At 59.2% G+C, this 20,329-nt stretch carries 16 protein-coding genes; 12 read left to right on the plus strand and 4 right to left on the minus strand.

Annotated elements, in window-relative coordinates; translation table 11 throughout:
- The first annotated feature begins 117 nt into the window (after positions 1 to 117).
- The 11 genes from ruvA (at position 118) to P0G09_RS14130 (ending at position 12,245) form a co-directional block, all read left to right on the plus strand.
- The gene (gene ruvA / locus P0G09_RS14080; RefSeq protein WP_275252966.1) at positions 118 to 726 is read left to right on the plus strand and encodes a Holliday junction branch migration protein RuvA; all 609 of its coding nucleotides are present in this window, start codon (positions 118 to 120) and stop codon (positions 724 to 726) included.
- 3 nt (positions 727 to 729) lie between these two features.
- Positions 730 to 1,785 carry a Holliday junction branch migration DNA helicase RuvB gene (ruvB, locus tag P0G09_RS14085; RefSeq protein ID WP_005934866.1) on the plus strand — a complete coding sequence of 352 codons (1,056 nt, stop codon included), beginning with the start codon at positions 730 to 732 and terminating at the stop codon, positions 1,783 to 1,785.
- 29 nt (positions 1,786 to 1,814) lie between these two features.
- Positions 1,815 to 2,690 (plus strand): class I SAM-dependent methyltransferase, encoded by an 876-nt coding sequence (locus P0G09_RS14090; RefSeq protein WP_005934865.1) that lies wholly within the window; start codon positions 1,815 to 1,817, stop codon positions 2,688 to 2,690.
- 243 nt (positions 2,691 to 2,933) lie between these two features.
- Positions 2,934 to 3,773, plus strand: a complete 840-nt coding sequence (locus P0G09_RS14095) for an energy-coupling factor transporter ATPase (RefSeq protein ID WP_005934864.1) — start codon at positions 2,934 to 2,936, stop codon at positions 3,771 to 3,773.
- A 15-nt stretch (positions 3,774 to 3,788) separates the two neighbouring features.
- Positions 3,789 to 4,709, plus strand: a complete 921-nt coding sequence (locus P0G09_RS14100; protein WP_275252967.1) for an energy-coupling factor transporter ATPase — start codon at positions 3,789 to 3,791, stop codon at positions 4,707 to 4,709.
- Positions 4,703 to 5,518 (plus strand): energy-coupling factor transporter transmembrane component T, encoded by an 816-nt coding sequence (locus tag P0G09_RS14105; RefSeq protein WP_005934862.1) that lies wholly within the window; start codon positions 4,703 to 4,705, stop codon positions 5,516 to 5,518. The genes P0G09_RS14100 and P0G09_RS14105 overlap by 7 nt, the downstream gene beginning before the upstream one ends.
- 104 nt (positions 5,519 to 5,622) lie before the next feature.
- Positions 5,623 to 6,372, plus strand: coding sequence for a tRNA pseudouridine(38-40) synthase TruA (gene truA / locus P0G09_RS14110; protein ID WP_275252969.1), 750 nt, complete (start codon positions 5,623 to 5,625; stop codon positions 6,370 to 6,372).
- Entirely contained in the window at positions 6,369 to 7,571 is a 1,203-nt protein-coding gene (locus tag P0G09_RS14115; RefSeq protein WP_275252970.1) for a DUF5711 family protein, read from the plus strand. Before truA ends, P0G09_RS14115 begins: the two co-directional genes overlap by 4 nt.
- Positions 7,572 to 7,758: 187 nt before the next feature.
- Complete coding sequence (locus P0G09_RS14120) at positions 7,759 to 8,454, plus strand: hypothetical protein (RefSeq protein WP_097771269.1); 696 nt, start codon at positions 7,759 to 7,761, stop codon at positions 8,452 to 8,454.
- Between the two features lie 23 nt (positions 8,455 to 8,477).
- Positions 8,478 to 10,781 carry an ATP-dependent Clp protease ATP-binding subunit gene (locus P0G09_RS14125; RefSeq protein WP_275252971.1) on the plus strand — a complete coding sequence of 768 codons (2,304 nt, stop codon included), beginning with the start codon at positions 8,478 to 8,480 and terminating at the stop codon, positions 10,779 to 10,781.
- Between the two features lie 63 nt (positions 10,782 to 10,844).
- Entirely contained in the window at positions 10,845 to 12,245 is a 1,401-nt protein-coding gene (locus P0G09_RS14130) for a DUF2971 domain-containing protein (protein ID WP_275252973.1), read from the plus strand.
- A gap of 101 nt (positions 12,246 to 12,346) precedes the next feature.
- Here P0G09_RS14130 and P0G09_RS14135 read toward each other — a convergent pair whose 3' ends face one another.
- Together P0G09_RS14135 and P0G09_RS14140 are read right to left on the minus strand one after the other, a co-directional pair.
- Entirely contained in the window at positions 12,347 to 13,642 is a 1,296-nt protein-coding gene (locus tag P0G09_RS14135) for a cation:proton antiporter (protein WP_275252974.1), read from the minus strand.
- A 73-nt stretch (positions 13,643 to 13,715) separates the two neighbouring features.
- Entirely contained in the window at positions 13,716 to 14,744 is a 1,029-nt protein-coding gene (locus P0G09_RS14140; RefSeq protein ID WP_005934856.1) for a glycosyltransferase family 2 protein, read from the minus strand.
- A gap of 288 nt (positions 14,745 to 15,032) precedes the next feature.
- Between P0G09_RS14140 and P0G09_RS14145 the strand changes: the two genes are divergently transcribed.
- On the plus strand, positions 15,033 to 16,616 hold the full coding sequence (locus P0G09_RS14145; protein ID WP_275252975.1) for a RecQ family ATP-dependent DNA helicase: 1,584 nt from the start codon (positions 15,033 to 15,035) through the stop codon (positions 16,614 to 16,616).
- A 223-nt stretch (positions 16,617 to 16,839) separates the two neighbouring features.
- On the opposite strand, the gene nrdG is transcribed toward P0G09_RS14145, so the two are convergent.
- Together nrdG and nrdD are read right to left on the minus strand one after the other, a co-directional pair.
- A complete protein-coding gene (gene nrdG, locus P0G09_RS14150; protein ID WP_154277461.1) occupies positions 16,840 to 17,397 on the minus strand; it encodes an anaerobic ribonucleoside-triphosphate reductase activating protein in 558 nt (185 codons plus the stop codon).
- Positions 17,397 to 19,568, minus strand: a complete 2,172-nt coding sequence (nrdD, locus tag P0G09_RS14155) for an anaerobic ribonucleoside-triphosphate reductase (protein WP_154277462.1) — start codon at positions 19,566 to 19,568, stop codon at positions 17,397 to 17,399. The genes nrdG and nrdD overlap by 1 nt, the downstream gene beginning before the upstream one ends.
- Positions 19,569 to 20,329 lie beyond the last annotated feature (761 nt).

Genomic DNA, 20,329 nt, shown 5'->3' on the forward strand with positions numbered 1-20,329 from the left:
CGAAGAGGAAGAGCTGCCCGCTATGCCAAGGCCTCCCCTACTAGGTGAGGTGGCATTGCGGAGCAATGACGGAGAGGTTGGACAGGGGAGGAGCTGACCGAAAAGGGAAAACACTTTATGATCTACTCTTTAACTGGAAAAATCATCAAAAAGACCCTGAACGCTGTGGTGGTGAGCTGCGGCGGGGTGGGCTACTATGTACAGTGCCCGACCAGCGTTGCGGGCGCACTGCCCGGGATGGGCCGGGAAGCCACCCTTTACACCGTGATGAGCGTGACCGAAAATGACATCAGCCTGTACGGCTTTGCCACCGAGGAGCAGCAGAGCTGCTTTGAGCTGCTGACTGCCGTTTCCGGTGTGGGCCCCAAGGTGGGTCTGGCCATTCTCAGTGTCATGGAGCCTGACCGGGTGGCGCTGGCGATCTCGGCAGGCGACCACAAGGCCTTCAAGGCGGCATCCGGCGTGGGCCCCAAGCTGGCCCAGCGCATCGTGCTGGAGCTGAAGGATAAGGTGGCAAAGGGCTTTGTGGATGGCATCAACCTCGAGGATGTGGGCGCGGCCACTGCCGCCCCCGCCGCACAGGGAGCCGGGCAGGCCATTGCGGCGCTGGTGTCGCTGGGGTACAGCCAGAGCGAAGCAGCCCTGGCCGTTTCCAAGATCGACGCAAGCCTTCCCGTGGAAGAGATCATCAAGCTGGCCCTGCGGGGCATGGCAGGCAGGAGGTAATCCATGCAGGACGAAACCGCGCTCTATGGCGCAAAAATGATGCAGCCCGGCTTAACGGCGGCGGACAACGAGGAAAACAGCCTTCGCCCGCAGCATCTGGAGGACTACATCGGACAGGACAAGGTCAAGCAGAACCTGAAAATTTATCTGGAAGCCGCCAAGCGGCGCGGCGAGCCCATGGATCACATCCTGCTCTATGGCCCTCCGGGCCTGGGCAAGACCACGCTGGCGGGCATCATCGCCAACGAGATGGGGGTGCAGATCCGCATCACCAGCGGCCCTGCCATTGAGAAGCCCGGCGACCTTGCCGCCCTGCTGACCAATCTGCAGGAGGGCGATGTGCTCTTCATTGATGAGATCCACCGCCTGTCCCGGCAGGTGGAGGAGGTGCTCTACCCGGCGCTGGAGGATTACGCGCTGGATATTATGATCGGCAAGGGCCCCAGCGCCCAGAGCATCCGGATCAACCTGCCCCGCTTCACGCTGGTGGGCGCTACCACCCGTGCGGGCCAGATCACCGGCCCCCTGCGGGACCGCTTCGGTGTGCTGCTCAAGCTGGAGCTGTACAGCCCCGATGAGCTGAGCCGGATCATCCAGCGCTCGGCGGGTATCCTCGACCAGCCCATCACCCCGGAGGGCGCTTACGAGCTGGCCAAATGCAGCCGGGGCACCCCCCGCGTGGCAAACCGCTTCTTGAAGCGTGTCCGCGACTTTGCCACCGTGCTGGGGGATGGCATCATCGACCGGGATGTTTCCCTGATGAGCCTGAAGCGGATGGACGTGGACGCGCTGGGTCTGGACGAGCTGGACCGCAGCCTGCTCCGTGCCATCATTGAGATGTACAACGGCGGCCCTGTGGGCCTGGAAACGCTGGCGGCGGCGCTGGGCGAGGAGGCCGTGACGCTGGAGGACCTGTGTGAGCCCTACCTGATGCAGATGGGATTTCTGACCCGCACCCCCCGTGGCCGCTGTGCCACCCGCCTTGCCTATGAGCACCTGGGCCTGAAAGCCCCCGAGACCGGAAGCCCGGAGGACAACGGCCAGCAGAGCCTGTTCTGAGCCGTTTGAAGAGAGAAAGGAGGACGCTTATGCGCCCTGCAGATAGTTGGAAAGATTACGAGCTGCTGGATGCCACCGGCGGCAACCGCCTGGAGCGCTGGGGAGAGACCATCCTCATCCGGCCCGACCCGCAGGTGGTGTGGAAAACCGAGAAGCAGAGCCCGCTCTGGGCCAAGGCCGATGCCATCTACCACCGCTCCAATCAGGGGGGCGGAGAGTGGGAGTACCGCCGCCGTCTGCCTGAGAAGTGGAAGATCTCCTGCGGTGAGGGCGAGGACAAGCTGACCCTCATCGTCAGCCCCACCGGTTTCAAGCACACCGGCGTGTTCCCGGAGCAGGCCGTTAACTGGGCCTGGTACGCCAGAAAGATCCGTGCGGCAGGCCGCCCTGTCAAGGTGCTGAACCTGTTTGGCTACACCGGCGGCGCAACGCTGGCCTGTGCCGCTGCGGGAGCTACTGTCTGCCATGTGGATGCTTCCAAGGGCATCGTAGCGTGGGGCAAGGACAACGCCGTGGCCAGTGGTCTGGCGGACCGGCCCATCCGCTGGCTGGTGGACGACTGCGCCAAGTTCGTGGCCCGGGAAAAGCGCCGGGGCAACACCTACGATGGCATCATCATGGACCCGCCCAGCTACGGCCGCGGCCCCGGCGGCGAGATCTGGAAGCTGGAGGACTGCATCTATGAGCTCATCAGCCAGTGCGAGGAAGTGCTGAGCGATACGCCCCTCTTCTTTGCGGTCAACAGCTACACCACCGGCCTGTCTCCCGCGGTCATGGAGTATATGCTCAAGACCACGCTGGTGCCCCGCTTTGGCGGCAAGACCAGCTGTGATGAGATCGGCCTGCCCGTTTCCGCCACCGGCGGCGTTGTGCCCTGCGGCGCAACGGCCATTTGGGAAGAATGAACTCCCTCAGTCACGGCTGTCGCCGTGCCAGCTCCCTCGGGGAGGGAGCCTTTGGCATGGCGGGAACATTGACCGTTTGCCGGAAAACTTCTCGGTTGCGCCAGAGGCCCCATCTCAGAGGGGGCTGTCTGCGAAGCAGACTGGGGGAGTGTCCTGACGGCAGCCATTCTGAAAAAATGAAGAAGAACCAAGAATGGGGTACAGCCCTTTTGAGAAGGGCGCACCACCGGAAAGAGAAAACCTATGGAAGAAACGATTTTAACTGCGAAAGATCTGAAGTTCCGCTATGACCCGGAACAGCCGGACTACGCCCTGAACGGCGTGTCGGCTGAGGTGAAGCGGGGCGAATTTGTGGCAGTGCTGGGGGCCAACGGCTGTGGAAAATCCACGCTGGCCAAGCACTTCAACGCCATCCTTCTGCCGGAGAGCGGCACTGTGCTGGTGGAGGGGATGGACACCAAAGACGAGGACAAGATCTACGATATCCGCCAGACCGTGGGCATGGTGTTTCAGAGCCCGGACAACCAGATCGTTGCCACCGTGGTGGAGGAAGATGTCGCCTTTGCGCTGGAAAATCTGGGCGTGCCGCCGGAAGAGATGCGCCGCCGCGTGGATGAAGCGATGAAGATGGCGGGCATCTATGAATACCGGGAGCGTGCGCCCCACAACCTGTCCGGCGGCCAGAAGCAGCGCGTTGCCATTGCGGGCGTGGTCGCCATGCGGCCCGACTGCCTGATCCTGGACGAGGCCACCGCCATGCTTGATCCCCGGGGCCGGGAGCAGGTGATGCAGACCATCCACCATCTGAACAAGAACATGGGCATCACGGTGGTGTCCATCACCCACTATATGGAAGAAGCTGCTCAGGCCGACCGCGTGCTGGTGATGAGCAAGGGCAATGTGGTCATGGAAGGTACCCCGAAAGAGGTGTTCAGCCAGACCGAAAAGGTGCGTGCCCTGCGGCTGGATGTGCCGCAGGCTGCCGAGCTGCGGGATGAGCTGGTCAAGGCCGGCATCCCCATGCCCGAGGGCATCATTGACACCGGCGCGTGCGCACAGGCTCTGTATGAGCTTTTGAAGTAAGGGAGGGGACGGAAGATGGGAAGCATTATCAAAGTAGATCACCTGAGTTATGTCTATAACCCGGGAATGCCCAATGCCGTCACCGCGCTGGATGACGTGAGCTTTGAGGTGGAAGAGGGAGATTTTGTGGGCATCATCGGTGCCACCGGCTCCGGCAAGAGCACCCTCATCACCCACATGAACGGCCTGAACAAGCCCACCAGCGGCCACATCATCATCGACGGCCGCGACCTGTGGGCAGAGCCGGAAAAGATCCGGGAATTCCGTTTCCTCACCGGTCTGGTGTTCCAGTACCCGGAGTACCAGCTGTTTGAGGAGACCTGCTATAAGGATATCGCCTTTGGCCCCAGAAACATGGGGCTGGACGAGGCCGAGATCGACAGGCGGGTGCATGAAGCAGCGGACTTTGTCGGCCTGGATGAGGCGCTGCTGCAGCGCAGCCCCTTTGAGCTGTCCGGCGGCCAGAAGCGCCGGGTGGCCGTGGCGGGTGTGATGGCCATGAAGCCCCGCATTCTGGTGCTGGATGAGCCTGCCGCCGGTCTGGACCCCGAGGGCCGGGACGAGATCCTCTCGGAAGTCAAGGACTACCACAAAAAGACCGGCACCACCGTGCTGCTGGTCTCCCACAGCATGGAGGATATTGCCAAATATGCCGACCGTGTGCTGGTGATGAGCAACAAGAAGATCGCCATGTACGACACCGTGGAGAACGTGTTCGCCCGTGCGTCCGAGCTGCTGGCGCTGGGCCTGAGCGTGCCGCAGGTCACAAAGATCTTCCTCAAGCTGCGGGAGATGGGGGTGGATGTTCCGGCAGATGTTTACACCGTGCCCTATGCCGTCAAGATGATTTTGGAAGCCAAGAAGCGCCGGGACGCAGGCGACAGCCTTGTGCTGCCCCGTGTGGATGCAAAGAAGGGGGGCGCTGCCACATGCTGAGAGATATCACCATCGGCCAGCACTTCCCGGGCGACAGCCTTGTGCATAAGTTTGACCCCCGCATGAAGCTGGTGCTGACCATCGTCTACATCATCCTGCTGTTTGCCGCGTCCAACCCGCTGGGCCTGACGCTGTCCCTTGTGTTTCTTGTGGCCATGTACGGCGTGGCAAAGATCCCCTTCAAGCTGATCACCAAGAGCCTGAAGCCCATTTTGCCCATCATCCTCTTTACCGCGGTGCTCAACCTCTTCTTTGTTTCGGGCGAGGGCGAGCCGCTGGTGCACTTCTGGGTGCTGAACATCTACGCCGAGGGCCTGCGCTATGCCATCCTGATGGCGGTGCGCGTGATGGCACTGATCGCGGGCACCAGCCTGCTGACCTATACCACCAGCCCCATCGTGCTGACGGATGCCATCGAGCAGCTGCTCAAGCCTTTGGGCAGGCTGCACTTTCCGGTGCATGAGCTGGCCATGATGATGAGCATTGCCCTGCGGTTTATCCCGACCCTGATCGAAGAGACCGACAAGATCATGAACGCCCAGAAAGCCCGCGGTGCCATGCTGGACAACGGCTCCATGATGGAGCGCGTCAAGGCGCTGGTGCCGGTGCTCATCCCGCTGTTTATCTCGGCCTTCCGCCGCGCCGATGAGCTGGCCATGGCCATGGAGTGCCGCTGCTACCGCGGCGGTGATGGCCGCACCCGCCTGAAGGTGCTGCGCTGCACCCGGCAGGATTATATCGACCTGGCGGTGTGCATCGTCTGCTTTATGGTGATCCTGAGCTCGAGACTGGTGTTCCCGAATTTTTAAAAACTCCCCCAGTCGCCTGCGGCGACAGCCCCCTCGAGGAGGGGGCCTTATAGCCTCCCTCTTTGAGGGAGGTGGCACGGCAAAGCCGTGACGGAAGGAGCTCCATGCAGAACTATCTACTTACCCTTGCCTACGACGGCACCAACTATTGCGGCTTTCAGGTGCAGCCCAACGGGCGGAGCGTGGCCCAGACCTTTCAGGATGGGCTGGAAGCGGTGCTCCACAGCCGCCCCGATATCAAGGGGTGCAGCCGCACCGACGCCGGGGTCCACGCGCTGGGCTTTGCGCTGAATTTCCACGCGGAGACCCGCATCCCCCCCGAAAAGCTGCCGTTGGCCATCAACCAGCACCTGCCCCCGGATATCCGGGTGCTGTCCGCCCGGGTGGTGCCGGAGGAGTTCCACGCCCGCTATGCCGCCCATACCAAGACCTACCTGTACCGCATCCACAACCACCCCATCGATTCGCCTTTTGATGAAAAATATTACACCCGGGTGCCCCGGCGGCTGGATGTGGATGCCATGCAGAGGGCGGCGGAACAGTTTGTGGGAAAGCACGATTTTCTGGCCCTGTGCGCGGCGGGTTCCTCTGCTGTTGCCCACGGAGATACCGTGCGCACCATCACTGACTGCCATGTGACCCGAAAGGGCGACGAGGTGGACATTGAGGTGACAGCGGACGGCTACCTCTATAACATGGTGCGCATTCTGGCAGGCACCCTGTGTGAGGTGGGTGCGGGCCGGATGCAGCCCGATGCCATCCCCGGCATCCTTGCCAGCCGGAACCGCAGCCAGGCCGGGCCGACGCTGCCCGCGAAAGGGCTATTTTTGGAGAAGGTGGACTACGACCTATGAGAAAAAATCGCAACCGTCCGGAGAGTGACGAGCCGCTTTCGGAAGGGCGGGTCGAATATCTGGAAGCTGCCCGCCAGCGTGTGCGGAACCGGCGCATCCGCCGCACGGCGGTGCTGCTGGTGCTGCTGACGGCGGTGGTGCTGTTTGCCACCGGCATCGCGGGCAGCTCGGTGGCGGCCCTGAAGGACCTGACCGATACGGCCCGCATTGCCCTGCTGCCCGGCTCCGGCTGGCCCCAACAGACCGGTGTGGCCGAGCTGGAGCAGATGGCCCCCCTGGCCGGCAGCTTTGTGGAGCTGGGGGACGAGGGCTGTGTGGTCTGGTCGCGCACCGGCAAAAAGCTGAACAGCATCCAGAGCGGCTATGCCCGCCCGGCGCTGGCCGCGGGCAAGACCCGCTTTGTCCTCTACAACCGCTCCGGAAACGAGCTGCGGGTGGAGAGCCGCACCCAGAACCTCTACACCAAGCAGCTGGAAAACAGCATTTTCCTCTGCGCCATGTCGGACAACGGCACGCTGGCTGTGGTCACGGAGGACCAGACCAGCATGGCGAAGCTGCTGGTATACAGCCCCTCCATGGAGCAGCAGCTCAGCTGGAGCATGACCTCCAACGACGGCACCCCCCTGCGGATGGCCTTTTCCCCCGACAGCCGGAAGCTGGCGGCGGCAGCCGTCACCGTCAGCGGGGGACAGGTGATGACCAACCTCTACCTCATCAATCTGGCATCGGGCGATCCCGTCAGTCTGGTGAATCAGGGCGGTGTGCCCCAGTGGCTGGGGTGGACCTCTGCTTCCACGATCCTGGCTGTCTACGATACCAGGGCCGTGCTCTACAATGCGGGCGGCGGCGAGCGTGCGGTCTATGATTTTGCGGGCACGGAGCTGAAAGATGTTTCGGTGGACGCGGCAGGCAATGTGGCCCTGCTGCTGGCATCGGGGCAGGTCTCTCAGGCTGTGACGCTGGACAAAAACCTGAATGTCCAGTTCAGCGCCGCTGTCTCGGCGGCAAATTCCATTGTCCGGGCGGGGAACCTATTCTATCTGCTGGCCGATAACGCCGTGGAGTGCTTTGATGCGTCCGGCACCCAGCAGTGGAGCCAGAACCTTGACACCAGCCCGCAGGCATTGCTGGCCAACAGCAAGGATCTGCTGCTGTTCAGCGGCAACACGGTGCAGAAGTTGGAAGCACCCGCTGAATAGCCCTCTCCGTCAATGCTTGCGTATTGCCACCTCTCCCAAAGGGAGAGGCAATTGCGGCTTTGAGGAAAAAGAGTGCAATTTATTTTGTGGCTTCCCCTGTCAGAAGCGTTGGCTCCCCCTTTGGGGGAGCTGGCACGACGGCAGTCGTGACTGAGAGGGTGAGCCAGTTCGGAATAAGGTTAAACGTATGTTCAAGAATCCGTCATTTATTTTTGATATCCTATGTACGGTGGTCTGGCTGGTGCTGGCCGTCCGGTATGCCCGCAAAGGCTTTCTGGCCTCGGTGGTGCAGCTGACGGGCAGCCTCATCAGCCTGTTCGGTGCCAGAGCCTTTTCAGGCTGGGCAGCCGGGCAGGTGTTCGAGCGTTTCCTCGCCGGAAGCTTCCGGGACCAGATCGCTGCCAATATCGCCGCCGGGGGAGCTGTCAGTCTGGATGGCATTGCCCAGCGGTACGCGGGCTTTCTGCCCGAGGCGTTCCGGGCATCCATCGTGGATGCCTGCGAGCGCTCCATCTCTGCCGTCCTCAATGACAACGCCGTTGTGCTGGCGGATACCATCGTCCAGAAGGTGCTGGCTCCGCTGCTGACCCCGGTGATCTCGCTGGTGCTGTTCTTTGTGGCGTTTGCCCTGCTGCGGATGCTGGTCAGCCTGCTGGTCACGGTGCTGGGGCTGGTGAACAAGCTGCCCGTGATCGGTGCAGTGAACCACTGGCTGGGCTGGGGCGTGGGCGGCATTGCCAGCCTTGTGGACATCTATCTGGTGCTCTGCGTGGTCTGGGCGCTCATTGTGATCACCGGCGGCAACCTCACCATGCTCAACGACACGGTGATGAGCGGCAGCCTTTACTATAAAGTATTCAATGTGTTCAACCCGTTTGTCTGAGCGGGGAGGGAAAAGGAGGAACAATGGTCTGCATTCGATGCCAGAAGCGGCCTGCCATTATTTTTGTCCAGCGGATGGAAAATGGCCAGATGAAAAACGAGGGGTACTGCCTGCACTGTGCCCGGGAGATGCACATCAAACCGGTCGATGATCTGATGAAGCAGTTTGGCATGTCCGACGAGGACATGGATGCCATGGAAGACCGGATGGAAAACATGATGCAGGAGATGGGGGACATGAGCAACATGAACCCCTTCTCCATGATGATGGGCATGGGCCAGCCGGACCAGAGCGAGGAGGACGGCGACCTTGTGCCCGGCTCCAGCGCCACCTTCCCGCTGGGGGTGAACGGCGGTGACCAGAACGGAAAAAATGAGAAGAAGGCGGGCAAAAACGACAAAAAGCCGCCCCGCCGCAAGTTTCTGGATACCTACTGCGAGAACCTGACCCGCAAAGCCCGGGAGGGGAAGCTGGATGATATCATCGGCCGCGACCGGGAGATCTACCGCACCATCCAGATCCTGAGCCGCCGCCAGAAGAACAACCCCTGCCTCATTGGTGAGGCGGGCGTTGGCAAGACCGCCATTGCCGAGGGCATTGCGGAGCGCATTGCCAAGGGGCAGGTGCCGGCAGGGCTGCAGGATAAGGAGATCTTCCTGCTTGACCTGACCAGCCTTGTGGCAGGCACCCAGTTCCGCGGCCAGTTCGAGCAGCGGGTCAAGGGCCTGCTGAGCGAGGTCAAGGCGGCGGGCAACGTCATCCTGTTCATTGACGAGATCCACACCATTACCTCTGCCGGTGAGAGCGAGGGTGCCATGAATGCGGGCAACATCCTGAAGCCCGCCCTCTCCCGCGGCGAGATCCAGGTCATCGGTGCCACCACCTTCAACGAGTACCGCAAGTATATCGAGAAGGACCAGGCGCTGGAGCGCCGGTTCCAGCCCGTGCGGGTGGAGGAGCCCAGCGTCGCTGATACGCTGGCCGTGATGGGCGGCATCAAGCACTACTACGAGGAGCACCACCATGTGCAGGTGCCCGCCGATGTGCTGAACGCCACCGTGACTCTGAGCGAGCGGTATATCACCGACCGCTACCTGCCCGATAAAGCCATCGACCTGCTGGACGAGGCCTGTGCCTGCTGCAATCTGGCCCACCCGGTCATCTCCGAGTACCTGACCATGCAGAAGGAACTGGAGGCCCTCAAGCAGGAAGAGGCCGACATGGAAAACGCCGATGTGAACGAGCCCATCGATTACGAGCGTGTGGCAGAGCGCAAGACCCGGATGGCGCAGCTGGAGCGGGAATTGCCCGCCAAGCAGGCTGCGGCCGGGGAGATCCAGGTGGCCATGGACGATGTGGCCAAGGTCATTGAGCTGTGGACGGGCATCCCGGCGGTGAAGATCCGGGAGACCGAGTATGCAAAGCTCGCCAGCCTTGAGACCGAGCTGAAAAAGAAGATCATCGGTCAGGACGATGCCGTGCATCTGGTGGCGCAGGCGGTCAAGCGCAGCCGCGCCGACCTTTCGGGCCGCCGCCGTCCGGCCAGCTTCATCTTTGTGGGCCCCACCGGCGTGGGCAAGACGGAGCTGGTGAAGCAGCTGGCAAACCAGCTCTTTGACGGCCCCGACCCCCTGATCCGGCTGGATATGAGCGAGTATATGGAGAAGTACGCCGTGTCCCGCATGATCGGTTCCCCTCCGGGCTACGTGGGCTACGAGGAGGCGGGTCAGCTGACCGAAAAGGTCCGCCGCCGCCCGTACAGTGTGGTGCTGTTTGATGAGATCGAAAAGGCCCACCCCGATGTGATGAATATCCTGCTGCAGATCCTGGACGAGGGCAAGATCAACGATGCCCAGGGCCGCACCGTGGATTTCTCCAACACCGTCATCTGCATGACCTCCAATGCGGGCAGCAGCGACCAGACCACCGCAAGTCTGGGCTTTAACCGCAGCGAGGAGGAGCGGAACGAGGAGAAGAGCCGCAAGGCACTGAGCCAGTTCCTCCGCCCTGAGTTTTTGGGCCGCGTGGATGAGGTCATCACCTTCAAGCCGCTGAGCGAGGAGACCCTGCAGGGCATTGCCGCCCTGATGCTGGACGAGTACAAGCCCAGCATGGAGGCCAAGGGCATTGCCTACAGCTATACCCCGGCGGCACTGGCAGCGCTGGTGCACAAGAGCCAGGGCGGCAAGTTTGGTGCCCGCGACCTGCGCCGGACCATCCGCAAGGCTGTGGAGGACCCCGCCGCTGAAAAGATCATCGACGGTACCCTTGTTTCCGGCTCCACCCTGACCGTGGATGCTGAGAACGATGAGATCGTGCTGAAATAAGTAAAGATCCCGGAGGGCAGAAACGCCCTCCGGGATCTTTGTTCTTTGAAGGAGGAGAGAAGAATGAACTTGTATCACTACCGATCAGTGGAAAGCGCACGAAAGGAGATCGAGTGCCGTACATTCCGCTATGCGGACCGGAACGAATTGAATGATCCCTTGGAGGGCTATGCTCAGATTTACTGGAAAGGCGATTGTCCGGCGTGGGAGGGACTGTTCCGGAACTATATCTGCAGTGTATACTATGCTGTAGTTGGCATTCAATTGAATGCAAGCGAGGAACTTTTGGCAGAGAGGGCAGTTATTCCGGATATTCACTGCTTTGATGATGTTCCGCTGGGGCAGGTTTGGAAAGAATTATCGGATCGTTTTGTACAGACAGCATTGGTGCAGAAGCTGATAGTAGATCTAGGAAATACGGAGACCGAAATGAATGCCCACCGCTTGAGGCAAATTTTGCGGCTCTGCCATGAGGATGCAATCAAAATTTGTCTGGACGACATGCACAAACGGAAAACGTTGCCAGGGGAGCAGGGCGGGCCGGTGGTGTCAATCAGCGAAAAGGCCGACTGGGAAAAGATGGGATGCTTTGGAAATCTTGAAAGTCCGCTGATAAAAATGATGAAGGCAGCTTTTGAGGTTTATGAAGAAACACTGGAAAGCAGTTTTCTGAAACTGGAACAGGAAATCGAGGCAAACGAACCAAATGCCCGGAAGCGGAGACTCTGGCTGAAGGTGAGGCTGGAATTTCCGGCCCTTTATATTGCTGGTCTGCAGGAACTGCCCTACCCCAGAATGTTTATGATGTGCTTTTCCACCGACGGAACAAACTCGGCCATGTGGGGAAATTATGCGCAAAATCACTGCGGTGTCTGTCTAGTCTACCGTGCCAACGAAGAAAATGGAAAGCAGACTCTTCGTGTAAAAACAGCCGAAAGCTGGAGTTCAAGTAGCGGATATTCCTGCGGTTTTCGGGATGACCCGGTCTACCCAGTTCGTTATACGGACGAGCAGGTAAAGCGCAACTTTTTTGAATCATTGGGACGGCTGACTTTTTCGCAGATTGAATCCTGGATGGTTTCGTCCAAAGGTGAACGAAGCCGGATTCTAGAACTTTACGACAAGGATGCGTGGCGGGTGCAGTATTGGAAAGACCAGCAGGAGAAATATTTGACGAAGCTTCCTGCCTGGAGCCATGAACAGGAATATCGACTGCTTATGAATGACAGTTTTCATCAGCACACGGAGGCAGAGCGCTATGTGGGATACGACCCAGCAATCCTGGAGGGCGTGATCTTTGGTATCAAGACATCGGAAGCTGATAAGATGCAGATTTTCCGAACCTTGCGAAAATCTATGGAGGAAGCAGGGCGGGATCCGAAGGAACTGGAGGTGTGGCAGGCGGAATATGATGACGAAACGCGGAAGATCAGCCTGAGGAAACGGCATTTTCCCATCTGGTAAAAGAAAACACATTTCCGGACAGAACAAAACCTCCCTGTGCAGAAGAATAGCGCTGCAGGGGAGGCTTTTGTCGTTAATTTCTTAGATAGAGAAGCCGATGACTACTTAACAGACACTGGTTCCTCCGGCTTGTTGGTGGTACGGGCGCTCGTGCGGCCCTCGGGAATGATCTCGCCTGCGGCGGTCAGGCTGAGCTTGGCCAGGGTCGGGCCCACCAGCTCGTACACCAGCACCGAGAAGAGCACTACATTGCGCACCATGTGGCCGTCAGATAGCTCGGCAGCCTCGGCGGCCATACCCAGTGCCACACCGGCCTGCGGCAGCAGGGTGATGCCCAGATACTTCTGGATCTTCTCGCTGCAGCGGGTGGCCTTGCAGCTGACATAAGAGCCGGAGATCTTGCCCAGAGAGCGGGAAGCGATATAGACAGCACCAATGAGCAGGACCATGGGGTTTGCGAGGATGTTCAGGTCCAGCTCCGCGCCGGACAACACGAAGAACAGGATGTTCACCGGGCTTACCCAGCGGTCCAGGCGGTCCATCAGCTCATCGGAAGTGGGGCAGATGTTGCAGAACACGGTGCCGGTCATCATGCAGACCAGCAGCAGCGAGAAGCTGCAGTGGATGGGGCCGACCTCAAAGCTGACCATGGAAAGGCCCACCGTCAGCAGCACAAAGGCCACCGAAAGGCTCATGCGCTTGGAGCGGGAGTGGAAGTAGATCTCCAGCTGGTTGAGCAGCAGACCGGCCAGCGCGCCCAGACCCAGGCTGAGTACGATCTCCACCAGAGGCTCCAGAAGGATGCTGATGGGGTCGATGCGGCCCTGTTCCAGCGCGGTTGCAATGCCGAAAGAGGCCGAAAAGAGTACCAGACCCACGGCATCATCAATGGCGACCACCATCAGCAGCAGGCGGGTCAGGGGACCGCTTGCCTTGTACTGCTTGACCACCATCAGGGTGGCGGCAGGGGCTGTGGCAGAGGCGATGGCACCCAGCGTGATGGCCGATGCCATTGAGATGACATCCGGCCGGGCAAAGTGCAGGGCCACCAGAGCGATATCCACCAGCACGGTGGTGATAACGGCCTGCAGGATGCCCACAGTGATCGCCTGCCTGCCCATGCTCTCCAACGCGCTGAGCCGGAACTCGTTGCCGATGACAAAGGCGATGAAGCCCAGTGCCACCTGTGTGATGATGCCGTAGCTCTCGACCTGTGCAAGGCTCCCGAAGCCGAAGCCCCAGCCGCTCAGGCCCAGCCGACCCAGAAAGAAGGGGCCCAGCAGAAGCCCCGCCACCAGATAAGAGGTGACAGCCGGCAGACGGACCGCTTTCGCTGCACGGGATGCCAACAGGCCTGCAATGAGCGAAAGAGACATGCAAATGAGCAATTGCTCCATAAAACAAGATCCTCCTCAGGAATTAAGATACGTTAAAAAGTATATCTTATCTGAGGAGGAAAAGCAACATTTGTTAATTGAATTTAAAAATCTTCTGTGCAAGGCGGTAACCGCCCAGCACGAGCTTGTCGCCCTTGGGGATCTTCAGGTTGGTCACGCCGCCAAAGCCGTAGCGGATGGAGCGGTAGACCCCGGCGCTGGTGTGTGCCTTGAGGTAGGCCCACAGTTCGTTCTCCTTCTGCTTTGCGGCGGCACTGCCGTCCAGCAGCAGGAAAATGTCGCTGATGGCCATCATCATGGAGAGGTAGTGCAGCATATAGCTGCGCAGCTTCTTCTGGCCCTTAAGGGCATCCAGGTCCTGGCAGTCGATCATGTGGCGGGTCACCCGCAGCTGCTGGTCTACCCGCTTGACCATCACACTCTCGTTCACGCTCTGGTCGGCCCGGCCGATGAAGTAGCGGTACAGGTCCAGATCCATATAATACATGCTCTTGACAAAGGGCAGGGGCTGGTAGACAAAGATGTTGTCCACATAGAAGGTGTGCTTGGGCAGCACCATGCCGCAGTCCCGCAGCACCTGCGTGCGGTACATCACCGAGTGCATCAGCAGGTTCTGGTCGGGCCGGAAGTGGCCGACATGCGTCCAGCTGAACAGCCGGTTCTGGGGGAACACGTTGGTGTAGCGCACGGTGTGGCTGGTGTTGTCCTCCACGTGCTCGTAGACATAGTTGCAGATCATCAGATCAGGCGCGGTGCCCCGGGCAGTCAGCGTGTTCAGCTTGGCCAGCACGGTCCGGAGGGCGGCTTCGTCCAGCCAGTCGTCGCTGTCCACTACCTTGTAATACAGGCCGGTGGCGTTGCGGATGCCCTGATTCACGCCCTCGCCGTGGCCGCCGTTCTCCTGATGGATGGCCTTGACGATGGTGGGATATTTGGCAGCGTACTCGTCGCAGATGGCGGGAGTGTCATCCTTGGTGGAACCATCGTCCACCAGGATGATCTCGGCCTGCTCCCCGGCGGAGAGCAGGGTCTCGATGCAGTGGCGCATATATGCCGCCGAGTTGTAGCACGGGACGGCGAAGGTGATCAATTTCTGAGCCATACAAAATACTCCTTTGCTTTTTTCCGGCAGATGCACAAGGCAGGGGCCGGGATGGAGATATGTACCCATATTATAGCATTTTTGTGCAGGAAATGCTATCGAACGTGGGAAATGTCAGAGATGTTTTACAATTATCCGGGGAGTTGTGGTATACTGATTGGGTTATAAACTGCTCAGGCTGCTTTGCGTCCAGCTCTCCTGGTAGGGGAGCCAAGACTTGCCTCTCCTACTGGGAGAGGGGGCATTGCGAAGTAACAACGGAGCGGTTTTGTATGGATAGGAGGAACCATGGAAAGTCCGCATAGTATTCTGAAAAAAGTCTTTGGCTACGACAGCTTCCGCCCGGGGCAGGAGGAGATCGTCTCCCGCCTGCTGGCCGGGCAGGATGTGCTGGCCGTGATGCCCACAGGTGCGGGCAAGTCCATCTGCTATCAGGTGCCAGCCCTGCTGCTGCCGGGCATCACCATCGTGGTCTCGCCGCTGGTCAGCCTGATGAAGGATCAGGTGGGGGCGCTGGTACAGGCCGGTGTGGCGGCAGCTTTCCTGAACAACAGCCTGACGGACAACCAGAAGGCCCTGATGCTCCGCCGCGCCCGGGAGGGGTGGTATAAGATCATCTATGTGGCTCCGGAGCGGCTGGAGATGCCGGGCTTCCAGCGGTTTGCGCAGGAGCGGGAGATCAGCATGGTCACGGTGGACGAGGCCCACTGCATCAGCCAGTGGGGGCAGGACTTCCGCCCCAGCTACCTGCGCATCAAGGCGTTTGTGGACAGCCTGCCCAAGCGCCCGGTGGTGGGAGCCTTTACGGCCACCGCCACGGCCCATGTGCGGGAGGACATCCGCACCCATCTGGAACTCCACACCCCCTACGAGGTGACCACCAGCTTCGACCGCCCCAACCTCTATTTTGCCACCCGCAGGGCCCTGCCCAGCGAGAAGCCCAAAGTTCTGCTCGACCTTGTACTCAGGGAGCGGGACAATGCGGGCATCATCTATTGCAGCACCACCCGGCAGGTGGACGAGACCACCCGCCTGCTGCAGAGCCGGGGAATCCGTGCGGCAGCCTACCACGCCAAACTGGATGCGGATACCCGGCGGCAAAATCAGGACGATTTCCTCTATGACCGGGTGCAGATCATGGTGGCGACCAATGCCTTCGGTATGGGCATCGATAAGCCAAACGTCCGGTTTGTCATCCATTATAATATGCCCAAGGATCTGGAGAGCTATTATCAGGAGGCGGGCCGCGCGGGCCGTGACGGGGAGCCAGCCCGCTGCACCCTGCTCTATTCCGGCACCGATGTGCGCACCATCCGGTTCTTCATCGACAAGGAGATGGAGGCTGACAACGGCCTGCCTGCGGATGTCAAGGCCGAAGCGGCACGCAAGGCAGAGGAACGGCTCAAGTACATGACCTTCTACTCCACCACGCCGCGCTGCCTGCGGGGGTATCTGCTGAGCTACTTCGGCGAGGCCGCGCCCCAGAAGTGCGAGAACTGTTCCAACTGTCTGCTGGCAGCGCAGGCTGCCGAACAGGTGGAGGAGCAGGCGGCACAGGCCCGCCAGCGCGCCGCGGCCAGTGCAAAGCGGCTGGCCGCGGCCTCCCGCCGCCGTGTCGACGAGGATGCCCTCAGCGAAGCGGACGAGAAGCTGCTGGCTGCCCTCTATGCCCTGCGCAAGCGGCTGGCCGCAAAGCAGAAGCTCCCTGCCTATATGGTGTTCAACGACTCCACCCTCCGCCAGATGGCGCTGAAAAAGCCCCTGAGCGTGGAGGAACTGCTCAATATCCCCGGTGTGGGCGAGAAAAAGGCCGCCCGCTATGGCCAGGAGTTCCTGGGGGCCATCGAGGACGCCGTGGGCAGCCGGGAGTGAGAAAAGAAACAGCATCTGCAAGGTTCGCTTCTGAATTCAGAAAATTGGCGAATTTTGCAGATGCTGTTGTTTTTGCGGGGCAAACCCTCTCAGTCTGCTCACGATGTTCGCAGCCAGCTCCCCCGAAGGGGGAGCTTTATTTGTGCTGACCGGAAGATGCAAAAAGCTCCCCCTTTCGGGGGAGCTGGCATCGCGCAGCGATGACTGAGAGGGTCAAATCTCCTTACCGTTCCATGGTGTGTGTGGCAAACACCTGTTCGTCCTCCCACCAGACGGGGGCCTTTGCGGCAAGGCTCTTGGGCACATCCAGAAGCCGCTGGTTGGAGCTGCCCCGGAAGCGCAGGGAGATATCGTGCTGGGCTTCCACAAAGCGGCCGTCCACCAGAACATCCAGCAGGCTCAGCAGCTCATCGGTGACCTCACAGCGGGCCGGGCAGGGAACACTGCCGGTCAGCTGTTCCCAGGTGTAACCAGAATAGCACCAGACGCTCTTATTCGGGTATAACGCCCTGAAGTTGCGGACGAAGGGCAGCAGTTCCCGCTGGTTCTCCGGCTCAAAAGGCTCACCGCCCAGCAGGGAGATGCCTGCAATATAGTCGGGCTGGCAGGATGCAAAGATCTCGTTGCGCACAGCCTTGTCGAAAGGCTGACCGTACCCGAAATCCCATGCCACCTCGTTGAAGCAGCCCGGGCAGTGATGCCTGCAGCCCGAAACAAAGATGCTGGTGCGCACCCCCGGCCCATTGGCAATGTCGTAATACTTAATTGTTGCGTAATTCATCACAGATGCAGCACCCGATCCTTGATCTCCTGTGTCCGGCCCTGGTTCCAGAACTGGGTGCCGATATAACCGCAGGTGCGGCGGGCAACGTTCAGCTTGTTCTGGTCACGGTTGCCGCACTTGGGGCACTCCCACACCAACTTGCCGTCATCCTCAACGATCTTGATCTCTCCGTCGTAGCCGCAGCACTGGCAGTAATCGGACTTGGTGTTCAGCTCGGCGTACATGATGTTGTCGTAGATGAACTGCAGCACGCTTATCACGGCCTCCAGATTGTCCTGCATGTTGGGCACTTCCACATAGCTGATGGCACCGCCCGGAGACAACTTCTGGAACTCGCTCTCAAACTTGAGCTTGGTGAAGGCATCAATGTGCTCCGAAACATGGACGTGGTAGCTGTTGGTGATATAGTTCTTATCGGTGATGCCGGGCACGATGCCGAACCGCTTCTGCAGGCACTTGGCAAACTTGTAGGTGGTGGATTCCAGCGGGGTGCCGTAGAGAGAGTAATCCATGTTCTCGGCCTTCTTCCACTCGGTGCACTTGTCGTTCATGTGCTGCATCACGCTCAGGGCAAAGGGTTTGGCACCGGCATCGGTGTGGCTCTTGCCGGTCATATACTTCACACACTCATACAGACCGGCGTAGCCCAGGCTGATGGTGGAGTAGCCGCCAAAGAGCAGCTTGTCGATCTTCTCGCCCTTCTTCAGGCGGGCCAGTGCGCCGTACTGCCACAGAATGGGGGCGGCATCGCTGGGGGTGCCCATCAGGCGCTGATGGCGGGCCTGCAGTGCCTTGTGGCAGAGAGCCAGGCGCTCGTCAAAGATCTTCCAGAACTTCTCGAAGTTGCCGCCGGAGGAAAGGGCTACATCCACCAGATTGATGGTGACAACACCCTGATTGAAGCGGCCGTAGTATTTGGGCTTGCCGGTCTCGGGGTCCACATAGGGGGTCAGGAAGCTGCGGCAGCCCATGCAGGTGTAGCAGTGACCTTCGCCGTTTTTGTCCACCTTGAGCTCGAGCATCTTCTTCTCAGAGATGTAGTCGGGCACCATCCGCTTGGCAGTGCACTTGGCAGCCAATTCGGTCAGGTAATAATAAGGAGTGCCGGGGCGGATGTTGTCCTCTTCCAGCACATAGATCAGCTTGGGGAAGGCGGGGGTGATCCAGACACCGGCCTCGTTCTTCACGCCCTGATAGCGCTGGCGGATGGTCTCCTCGATGATGATGGCAAGGTCGGCCTTTTCCTGTGCGTTGCGGGCTTCTCCCAGATACATGAACACGGTGATGAAGGGAGCCTGACCGTTGGTGGTCATCAGAGTCACGACCTGATACTGGATGGTCTGGACACCGCGGTTGATCTCGTTGCGCAGGCGGCGCTCCACGATCTCCTTCTTGCGCTCCGGGGTAACGTCCAGCCCTTCCATCTCCGCCTCGACCTCAGCGGCGATCTTCTTGCGGGAGACATCCACAAAGGGAGCCAGATGGGTCAGACTGATGCTCTGGCCGCCGTACTGGTTGGATGCCACCTGCGCAATGATCTGAGTGGCAATGTTGCAGGCGGTGGAAAAGCTGTGGGGCTTTTCAATATAGGTGCCGGAGATGACAGTGCCGTTCTGCAGCATATCTTCCAGGTTGACCAGATCGCAGTTGTGCATGTGCTGCGCAAAGTAGTCGGAATCGTGGAAGTGGATCAGGCCCTCATTGTGTGCCTTGACGATCTCCGGGTCCAGCAGCAGGCGGGCGGTCAGGTCTTTGGAAATCTCACCAGCCATATAGTCACGCTGGACGCTGTTCACGGTGGGGTTCTTGTTGGCGTTCTCCTGCTTGACTTCCTCGTTCTGGCACTCGATCAGGCTGAGGATGCGCTCGTCGGTGGTGTTGGTCTGGCGCTTCAGGCTCTGCACATAACGATAGGTGATATAATGGCGGGCTACATCGTGGGCCTGAATGTCCATCAGCTTGTTCTCCACCATGTCCTGGATCTCTTCCACGCTCACGGCACGGTTCAGTGCCTGGCACTGCTCCGTGACATCGTTGGCGATGGACAGGATCTGCTCCTGGGTCAGGCTGCTCTTGCGGCTGACCGAATCGCTGGCCTTGGTGACCGCAGTGATGATCTTGGTGATATCAAATGGAACTTCCGAACCGTTGCGCTTGATGATCTTCATAGTGTTCCTCCGTCGTTCTATCTGTGTGCAGTTCAAACGGGTGCCTCTTGCGAAAGAGGCACCCGCAAAGTAGTTTTGGGATGCGTTCAATTGATGTGATTCTATGATATCACTATTTAGTGATATGTCAATGGAGAAACCACTACATTTTGTGTTTTGGCGGTTTCGCCAAAATTAAGCCGAGAATCTTGGAGCAAAATTTTAGGCCAAAGCTCTTGACAAACTGTGCAAGGAAAGTGTTTGCATTCCGGGGCGTAATATCCACGGCGGTGTATACTTCTCTGGAAGTTTGGATAGAACAATACCTTATTATATAGAGAAAAATGGCCTCTGAGGTCCCTGCAGCCTCCGCGTCAAGGAACGTGTAAATTACAGTTAAAAAACTAGTCAAAAAGTCAAAGACGAAAAAAGAAACGAAAAAAGTGAAAAAAGGGGTTGCCAAACGTGTCGGGATATGGTATTATACTTGAGCGCCAAGGGCCGCCGGAAAGAATGACTTCTGAAAGCGGCAGAAGCAGAGCGAAAGAACCAATATGGATACGTTGAAAAACGAGCCACAAGTTCGAAAAGATCGAAAAGCTTCTGAAAAAAGTGCTTGACAAAAAATCACTTCTGTGGTAAAATAATCAAGTCTTCAGCCGCAAGGCTGAGGCGCACAGGACCTTGAAAATTGAACAATATCGAAAAACTTGTAACGGAACCTATTTTCGTGTTGGAAAAACACGTTAAACAATTCCAAACAAAGTAATTCACACAGGACG

This window comes from Faecalibacterium sp. DFI.5.82 (genome assembly GCF_029076575.1).
GTDB classification, from domain to species: Bacteria; Bacillota; Clostridia; order Oscillospirales; family Ruminococcaceae; genus Faecalibacterium; species Faecalibacterium duncaniae.

Coding starts and splice junctions, on each gene's coding strand:
- ruvA (WP_275252966.1), top strand. CDS start 118: ATGATCTACTCTTTAACTGGAAAAATCATCAAAAAGACCCTGAACGCT.
- ruvB (WP_005934866.1), top strand. CDS start 730: ATGCAGGACGAAACCGCGCTCTATGGCGCAAAAATGATGCAGCCCGGC.
- P0G09_RS14090 (WP_005934865.1), top strand. CDS start 1,815: ATGCGCCCTGCAGATAGTTGGAAAGATTACGAGCTGCTGGATGCCACC.
- P0G09_RS14095 (WP_005934864.1), top strand. CDS start 2,934: ATGGAAGAAACGATTTTAACTGCGAAAGATCTGAAGTTCCGCTATGAC.
- P0G09_RS14100 (WP_275252967.1), top strand. CDS start 3,789: ATGGGAAGCATTATCAAAGTAGATCACCTGAGTTATGTCTATAACCCG.
- P0G09_RS14105 (WP_005934862.1), top strand. CDS start 4,703: ATGCTGAGAGATATCACCATCGGCCAGCACTTCCCGGGCGACAGCCTT.
- truA (WP_275252969.1), top strand. CDS start 5,623: ATGCAGAACTATCTACTTACCCTTGCCTACGACGGCACCAACTATTGC.
- P0G09_RS14115 (WP_275252970.1), top strand. CDS start 6,369: ATGAGAAAAAATCGCAACCGTCCGGAGAGTGACGAGCCGCTTTCGGAA.
- P0G09_RS14120 (WP_097771269.1), top strand. CDS start 7,759: ATGTTCAAGAATCCGTCATTTATTTTTGATATCCTATGTACGGTGGTC.
- P0G09_RS14125 (WP_275252971.1), top strand. CDS start 8,478: ATGGTCTGCATTCGATGCCAGAAGCGGCCTGCCATTATTTTTGTCCAG.
- P0G09_RS14130 (WP_275252973.1), top strand. CDS start 10,845: ATGAACTTGTATCACTACCGATCAGTGGAAAGCGCACGAAAGGAGATC.
- P0G09_RS14135 (WP_275252974.1), bottom strand. CDS start 13,642: ATGGAGCAATTGCTCATTTGCATGTCTCTTTCGCTCATTGCAGGCCTG.
- P0G09_RS14140 (WP_005934856.1), bottom strand. CDS start 14,744: ATGGCTCAGAAATTGATCACCTTCGCCGTCCCGTGCTACAACTCGGCG.
- P0G09_RS14145 (WP_275252975.1), top strand. CDS start 15,033: ATGGAAAGTCCGCATAGTATTCTGAAAAAAGTCTTTGGCTACGACAGC.
- nrdG (WP_154277461.1), bottom strand. CDS start 17,397: ATGAATTACGCAACAATTAAGTATTACGACATTGCCAATGGGCCGGGG.
- nrdD (WP_154277462.1), bottom strand. CDS start 19,568: ATGAAGATCATCAAGCGCAACGGTTCGGAAGTTCCATTTGATATCACC.